Here is a 7,559-nt window from a genome sequence, read left to right as displayed (position 1 = left end):
GTGGCGTCCGGCAGGCTTGGAAAATTAAGGGATTTGGCAGGCAGGGGGTGACATGGGAAGCGGGGACAAGCGGGAATCAGGCAGCGTTCAGTTTTATCAAGCCTACAAACTATCGATAGGCCGATAGTCCAGATGCAGCTCAAGCGCCAGCTGTTTTGCGCGGCCCAGCCTGATCGGGCCGCGTTCGATATCCACCAGTAGCCCAGGACAATCGAGCACGGGCAACCCAGCGATAGCCTTGAGCCGCCCATCGGTAATCACCAGCAGCCGCTGCTGCTCGGCCGGGTAACGCTGGCGGCGCGCGTGCAGCCATTGGCCAGCTTCGGACAGCGCCGCCAGCAACGGTGTGCCGCCACCGGCGCCCAGCTGCGCCAGCCAGCCACTCAAGCCTTTGGCGGCCTTGAGCCCCTGCACCTGCCATTTAGGCGAGTGCCCGCTGGCGGTCAATAACGCCATGCGCGCGCGCTGCCGGTAGGCGTCGTCAAACAGCTGGGCGAGCAGGCCTTTGGCATCGCTCAGCGCGCCATGGCGGCGGGTGGACGCCGAGGCATCGACAATCACCAGCCACAACTCATGGGCCGCGCGGCTGCGCAGGTGATAAAGCAGATCCTCACGGCGCTGCGGCCGGCCACCGAGCAAGGTGCCCGGCCAATTGATCGCGCCACGCTGGGCGCTGCGTGCCTTGCCGTGCCTGCCATGTTCCAGCCGCCCTGCCTTGGGCCGGGCATCCGCCCCCGCGTCAGGTCGAGGGCGAATGCCTAGGGCTTTTTTGGCCAGGTGGGTACTTCCCGGCGGGCGCCCGTGGGCAATGCGGGCGCGGGCATATCGCCCCACTGGCCCTGGCCGGGTGATGGGTCAGACGGTTTTGCAGCCTGGCCTGGATCGGGCGGGCTTGTCGACGGCGTTTGCGGTTGGCGGCGATGACGCAAGGCGAACTCGGCCACCGCTTCTATATCTTCCTCGGCGATGGCACTCGCGCCGCGCCAGGCAGCATGGGCGCGCGCGCCACGCAACCAGACCAGGTCGGCGCGCAAGCCATCGACGCCAGCGGCAAAGCACCGCTCGGTGATCTGCGCCAGGGCCTGGTCGTCCAGTTCAATACTGTCGAGCCGCGTGCGCGCCTGGGTGCAACGTTCACGCAGCGCCGCCTGCGGTTCGGCCCATTGGCGGCAGAACGCAGCCGGGTTGCTGTCGAAATCCAGGCGGCGCCGGATGATCTGCCCGCGCTCGCTCGGCAAAGTCTGCCCGCTCAGCGCCACATTAAAGCCGAAACGGTCGAGCAGTTGCGGGCGCAACTCGCCCTCCTCCGGGTTCATGGTGCCGATCAGCACAAAACGCGCCGAATGGCGATGTGAGATGCCATCGCGCTCAATCAGGTTGGTGCCGCTGGCGGCCACGTCCAACAGCAGGTCGACCAGGTGATCGGGCAGCAAGTTGACTTCATCGACATACAACACACCACCATCGGCCTTGGCCAATACGCCGGGGGAAAACTGCGCCCGGCCCTCGCCTAGCGCGGCGTCCAGGTCCAGAGTGCCGACCAGGCGCTCTTCGGTGGCGCCCAGCGGCAAGGTGACGAACTGGCCGCTGACCAACAGATCCGCCAGGCCACGCGCCAGTGTCGACTTGGCCATGCCACGCGGGCCTTCGATCAGCACACCGCCGATTTTCGGGTCGATGGCGGTCAGGCACAGCGCCAGTTTCAGCTCATCGGCGCCGACCACGGCGGACAGCGGGAAATGGGGGATATCAGTCATGCCTGCTCTCTTTAAATTGGATCGTTCCCACGCTCCCGCGTGGGAACGCCTCACTGGACGCTCTGCGTCCGCTTTTGTGACGCGGAGCGTCACTGGCTGCATTCCCACGCGGAGCGTGGGAACGATCGGTCAGCTGTCTTCTTCTATGTCCAGCAACAGGTTTTCCAACGCCTCGCGGTACGCGCCCGGCTCCTGCCACATGCCGCGTTGCTGGGCTTCGAGCATGCGTTCGGTCATGTCGCGCAATGCCGCCGGGTTGTGCTGCTGCACAAAGGCGCGGGTGTCGGCGTCGAGCAGGTAAGCGTCGGCAAGCAAGGCGTATTGGTGATCGTCGATCAGTGCAGTGGTGGCGTCGAATGCGAACAAATTGTCCACCGTGGCCGCCATCTCGAATGCGCCTTTATAACCGTGGCGTTTCACCCCGTCGATCCACTTGGGGTTGGCGGCACGGGAGCGGATCACCCGGTTGAGCTCTTCCTTCAAGGTGCGGATCTTAGGCAGGTCCGGCTGGCTGTGGTCGCCATGGTAGCTGGAGGCTTTGTCGCCACTCAGGGTTTCCACGGCGGCGAGCATGCCGCCCTGGAATTGGTAGTAATCGTTGGAATCGAGCAGGTCGTGTTCGCGGTTGTCCTGGTTGTGCAACACCGCCTGTACCTGGCTCAGGCGCTGGGCGAATTGGTCGCGGGCGGCGGTGCCTTCGTCGGCGCCCCCATAGGCGTAGCCGCCCCAATTCAGGTAGACCTCGGCCAGGTCTTCGCGGCTTTGCCACAGGCGACCGTCAATCGCGCCCTGCACACCCGCGCCATAGGCACCGGGTTTGGCGCCAAAGATGCGCCAGCCCGCCTGCTTTGCCGCGGCCGCTTCATCCAGGCCCGACTCGAGCAACGCTTCACGCTCACTGCGCACCTTGGCCGCCAGCGGGTTCATGTCGTCTGGCTCATCCAGCGCCGCCACCGCCTGCACCGCCGCATCGAACAGGCGGATCAGGTTGGCGAACGCATCGCGGAAGAACCCGGACACGCGTAGCGTCACATCCACCCGTGGGCGATCCAACAAGCTGATCGGCAGGATTTCAAAGTCATCCACACGCTGGCTGCCGGTGGCCCATACCGGGCGCACGCCCATCAGCGCCATGGCCTGGGCGATATCGTCGCCGCCAGTGCGCATGGTGGCGGTGCCCCATACAGAGAGACCGAGCTGGCGCAGATGGTCGCCGTGGTCTTGCAAGTGCCGCTCAAGGATCAGGTTGGCGGATTGAAAGCCGATGCGCCAGGCCGTGGTAGTGGGCAGGTTGCGCACATCCACGCTGAAGAAATTACGCCCGGTAGGCAGCACGTCGAGGCGCCCGCGACTTGGCGCACCGCTGGGGCCGGCAGGTACGAAACGGCCACTCAGGGCATCCAGCAGGCCGCGCATTTCGGCGGGGCCGCAGGCGTCCAGGCGCGGCGCGACAACAATGCGCAGGCCTTCGATGACCGACTTCACGTCCTCCCAACCGGGTTCTTCGAGCTGTTCGAGCGGCCCTTCCAGTGCCTGCTCGATCAGTCGCGCGGCATACAGTTCCAGACGTTCGCGGGTGTCACCGGCGGTACGCCACAGCTGCGCGTCGATCTTCTGCAGCACTTCGGGGCGGCGCCCGGTCCAGGGCTCGGACAGGGCACAGTCCAGCGGGTCGAAACCCAGGTCGAAGGCTTTGGCCAACACCCGCAGCAGGCTCGATTGCGGGCCACGCCCATCGCCACGGGGAATGCGCAGCAAGGCCAGCAAGGTGTCGATGCGCAGGCGGCCTTCGGGCGACTCGCCAAAAATATGCAGGCCGTCGCGGATCTGCGACTCCTTCAAGTCGCACAGGTAGGTGTCCAGGCGCGGCAGCCAGACCGCCGCGTCAGCGTCGTTGTCCAGCTCAAGTTCCTGGTCGATTCGGGTTTCGCGCACCAGCTTGAGAATGTCTTTTTGCAGCTCGAGGGCACGGCGTGGGTCAAGCAACTGCGCTTCGTAATATTCGTCTGCCAACAGCTCCAGGTTACGCAGCGGGCCATAGGTTTCGGCGCGGGTCAGCGGCGGCATCAGGTGGTCGATGATCACCGCCTGGGTGCGGCGCTTGGCCTGGGCGCCTTCGCCTGGGTCATTGACGATAAACGGGTAGATATTCGGCAATGGCCCGAGCAGCGCATCCGGCCAGCAATGTTGCGACAGCCCGACACCCTTGCCCGGCAGCCATTCAAGGTTGCCATGCTTGCCCACATGGATCACGCCATGGGCGCCGTAGGTGTGGCGCAACCAGAAGTAGAACGCCAGGTAGCCGTGGGGCGGCACCAGGTCGGGGTCGTGGTACACCGCGCTGTGGTCCACCTGATAACCGCGTGCCGGCTGAATGCCGACGAAGGTCAGGCCCAGGCGCAGGCCGGCGATCATCATGCGCCCGTCGCGGCACATCGGGTCGTTGTGCGGCGCGCCCCAGCGCTCCAACACGGCCTGGCGATTGGCTTCGGGCAAGCGCTGGAACATCGCCTCGTAGGCGTCCAGGCTCAGGCTTTGATGGCACGGGCGCAGGTCGAGGCTGTCGAGGTCGTTGGTGACGCCGCCGAGCAATTCATGGATCAAGGCAGTGCCGCTGGCGGGCAACTCACTCGGCACCGGGTAACCTTCGGCTTGCAGCGCACGCAGGATATTCAGCGCCGCTGCCGGCGTATCCAGCCCCACGCCATTGCCGATGCGGCCGTCGCGGGTCGGGTAATTGGCCAGGATCAGCGCAATGCGTTTGTCGGCATTGGGTACTCGCGCCAGTTCGACCCAGCGCCGCGCCAGTTCAGCGACAAAATCCATGCGTTCCGGCGCTGCGCGGTAGCACACCACGTCGGATTGGCTGCGCTCGCTGCGCCAGGCTAAATCTTTAAAGCTGATGGGCCGGCTGATAATGCGCCCGTCCAGCTCCGGCAAGGCAATGTGCATGGCCAGGTCACGCGGGCCAAGGCCCTGTTCACTGGCCTCCCAGCCAGGTTGATTGTCCTGGGCGCAGATCGCCTGGATCACCGGGATATTGCGGCGAAACGGCCGCAGGTGCGGGGCTTCCGGGCTGGATTGGGCAAAGCCGGTGGTGTTCAAAATCACCGCCGCCTGCACTGCATCCAGCAAGTCCTCGACCACTGTCAGGCAGCCGGGTTCTTTCAAACTGGCCACCGCCATCGGCAGCGGGTTAAGACCCGCCGCCTGCAAGCGTTGGCAGAACACATCGATAAAACCGGTATTGGCCGCCTGCAAGTGCGAGCGGTAGAACAACACCGCCGCCACCGGCCAGTCGGCGTGCCAATCGGCCTGCCAGTCGTTCAGCCGTGGGTGGGGTTTATGCGGGTGATAAATCGCCGTGCGCGCCAGGGTTTGCGGCTCGTCCCAGGCGTAGTCGCGGCCCAGGTGGCTGCTGGCCAGGCAACGGTAGAAATCCAGCGCATTGCCCAAACCGCCCTGGCGCAAGAAGTGCCAGAGGCGGTCGCGCTCAGCCATGCCAACGGTGCTTAAGCCGCTGAGTTCCGGGTCGGGGCGATCATCGCCCGGCACCAGAATCAACTGCACGCCGCGCTCGGCCAACTCCACCAGGCGCTCGATGCCGTAGCGCCAATAACCGATGCCACCGTGCAGCGAAATCAGGATGACCTTGGCGTGGCGCAGCACCTCGTCGACGTAGAGGTCGACCGAGGCGTGGTTTTGCACCTGCATGGGGTTGGCCAGGCGAAAGCTGGGGTAGTCATCGGGTAACTGCTGGCCGGCCTCGGCCAACAGTGCAAGGCTGGAATCACCGCTGCACAGGATCACCAGCTCGGCAGGGGTTTGCCCAAGGTCGGCAATATTGTCGTCCGAAACAAAACCACCCGGCTGAGTCCTGAGCAGGTGCATGGGTTAAACGCTGAGCGCTGCGCGCAGCTGCGCTTCGAGGCCCGCCGCATCCAGCTCCTGGCCGATCAGCACCAGGCGCGTGATGCGCGCTTCGTCGGCGCCCCAGGCACGGTCGAAATGTTTGTCAAAACGCGTGCCCACACCCTGGATCAGCAGGCGCATCGGCTTGTTCGGGATCGCCGCGAAGCCTTTGACGCGCAGGATGCCGTGTTGCACCACCAACTGGGTCAGGGCGTCGAGCAGCAGCGCTTCGTCGGCTTGCGGCAGGTCGATGGAGATGGAGTCGAACGCATCGTGGTCGTGATCGTCTTCACCTTCATGGTGATGATCGTGATGGCTGTGGCGGCCGTCGATGTGTTCTTCGGAACCCGCGCCCAGGCCGATCAGCACGTCCAATGGCAGGCGACCGCTGCTGGCTTCGATGATTTTTACGGCCGGCGGCAGTTCTTCGGCGACTTCCAGGCGCACGCGGGCCAGGTCTTCGGCGCTGATCAGGTCGGATTTGTTGAGGATCACCAGGTCGGCGCTGGCCAACTGGTCGGCAAACAGCTCGTGCAGCGGCGATTCGTGGTCCAGGTTCGGGTCGAGTTTGCGCTGGGCGTCAACCTGGTCCGGGAAGGCGGCGAAGGTGCCGGCAGCCACGGCCGGGCTGTCGACCACGGTGATTACCGCGTCAACCGTGCAGGCGCTGCGAATCTCCGGCCACTGGAAGGCTTGCACCAGCGGTTTTGGCAGGGCCAGGCCCGAGGTTTCGATAAGGATATGGTCGAGGTCGCCGCGACGTGCCACCAGCTCGCGCATCACCGGGAAGAACTCTTCCTGCACGGTGCAGCACAGGCAGCCGTTGGCCAATTCGTAAACGCGGCCGTTGGCTTCTTCTTCGGTGCAACCGATGGAGCACTGCTTGAGGATTTCACCGTCGATGCCCAGTTCGCCGAACTCGTTGACGATCACGGCGATGCGACGGCCTTGGGCGTTGTCGAGCATATGGCGCAGCAAGGTGGTTTTACCCGAACCGAGGAAGCCGGTAACGATGGTGACGGGGAGTTTGGCCAGTGTTTTCATCGGATGCCCTTGGGGGCGGGCAGACGGGACGATAGACCCTGCGACGGCGCGCAGCAGCGGATTTCGTCACCGGATCACCCCGCCCGGTTAAGTAGAAAATCGGTTGCGAGGCAGGTCTCCTGGCTTGGGGTTTGCGGGTCTTGCGACCCGCGCTGGCTGCGCCTTCCCGCCGTTATGGCAGTGGCGTGGCAGGCAGCTGAACCCTTCACAGTTGCGGGGGCAGCCGCGGCTTGGACCGCGTTCCCTTCTTAGCTTCGGCGTGGGCCGAAGAACCTCGAAGGTGCAAGGCTACAGGGGCTCGCGCCATTTGACTACCGTCGCCCGCCCATGCTCTCCTACACATCTTGTTTCGGGTGCCCTTCACAGGGTGAAACGGGAAACCGGTGAGTCATCGCGTGATGACGAGTCCGGTGCTGCCCCCGCAACGGTAAGCGAGCGAAGCATCAAATCCACTGTGCCTGTGCATGGGAAGGAGATGCTTGATACGGCCCACCTCTTTTCCCAAGAGCGCCCCTCGCAAGCCCGGAGACCGGCCCGAAAAAACCAGATAACAAACCCGCGGTGGGCGGGCGCTGTTCGGAACCCTGCGTGCCTGCCTCGCGGGGTTTTCATGCGCCTGCGTCACCCTGAACCCCTGAAGGGACGCGCCATGTCGATCATCAGCAGCACTTCGCACACCGCCAGCAGCACCACTACCTTGAGCCAGCGCCTGGGCGCCGCCATCGGCGCGTCGATCCTCGGCGCGTGCCTGGTGTACTTCGCCGGTTTCTCGCATATCGCAGCGGTGCACAACGCCGCCCACGATACCCGCCACAGCGCCGCGTTCCCGTGCCACTGAGGCCTGCC

5 protein-coding genes and 2 riboswitches are annotated in these 7,559 nt (G+C 64.8%); of the genes, 1 reads left to right on the top strand and 4 read right to left on the bottom strand.

Annotated features, from left to right (window positions below; genetic code table 11):
• Nucleotides 1-102: 102 nt before the first annotated feature.
• The 4 genes from HBO41_RS21855 to cobW form a co-directional block, all read right to left on the bottom strand.
• The gene (locus HBO41_RS21855) at nucleotides 103-705 is read right to left on the bottom strand and encodes a VWA domain-containing protein (protein WP_169987822.1); all 603 of its coding nucleotides are present in this window, start codon (nucleotides 703-705) and stop codon (nucleotides 103-105) included.
• A gap of 53 nt (nucleotides 706-758) precedes the next feature.
• Nucleotides 759-1,757, bottom strand: a complete 999-nt coding sequence (locus HBO41_RS21850; protein WP_017136907.1) for an ATP-binding protein — start codon at nucleotides 1,755-1,757, stop codon at nucleotides 759-761.
• A gap of 129 nt (nucleotides 1,758-1,886) precedes the next feature.
• Entirely contained in the window at nucleotides 1,887-5,648 is a 3,762-nt protein-coding gene (cobN, locus tag HBO41_RS21845; RefSeq protein WP_169987688.1) for a cobaltochelatase subunit CobN, read from the bottom strand.
• Nucleotides 5,649-5,651: 3 nt separating this feature from the next.
• Nucleotides 5,652-6,713 carry a cobalamin biosynthesis protein CobW gene (gene cobW / locus HBO41_RS21840; protein WP_017136909.1) on the bottom strand — a complete coding sequence of 354 codons (1,062 nt, stop codon included), beginning with the start codon at nucleotides 6,711-6,713 and terminating at the stop codon, nucleotides 5,652-5,654.
• Nucleotides 6,714-6,804: 91 nt separating this feature from the next.
• Nucleotides 6,805-7,005: riboswitch (cobalamin riboswitch) on the bottom strand.
• A 42-nt stretch (nucleotides 7,006-7,047) separates the two neighbouring features.
• Nucleotides 7,048-7,266: riboswitch (cobalamin riboswitch) on the top strand.
• 96 nt (nucleotides 7,267-7,362) lie between these two features.
• Here cobW and HBO41_RS21835 point away from each other — a divergent pair.
• Nucleotides 7,363-7,551, top strand: a complete 189-nt coding sequence (locus HBO41_RS21835) for a CbtB-domain containing protein (protein ID WP_169987686.1) — start codon at nucleotides 7,363-7,365, stop codon at nucleotides 7,549-7,551.
• Nucleotides 7,552-7,559: the final 8 nt, after the last annotated feature.

Origin of the sequence: Pseudomonas sp. WS 5146, assembly GCF_012985495.1 — a bacterium.
In the GTDB taxonomy this organism is placed as follows: Bacteria; Pseudomonadota; Gammaproteobacteria; order Pseudomonadales; family Pseudomonadaceae; genus Aquipseudomonas; species Aquipseudomonas edaphica.
Note: the sequence above shows the minus strand (reverse complement) of the source record. Positions and strands in the feature narration are given on the sequence as shown.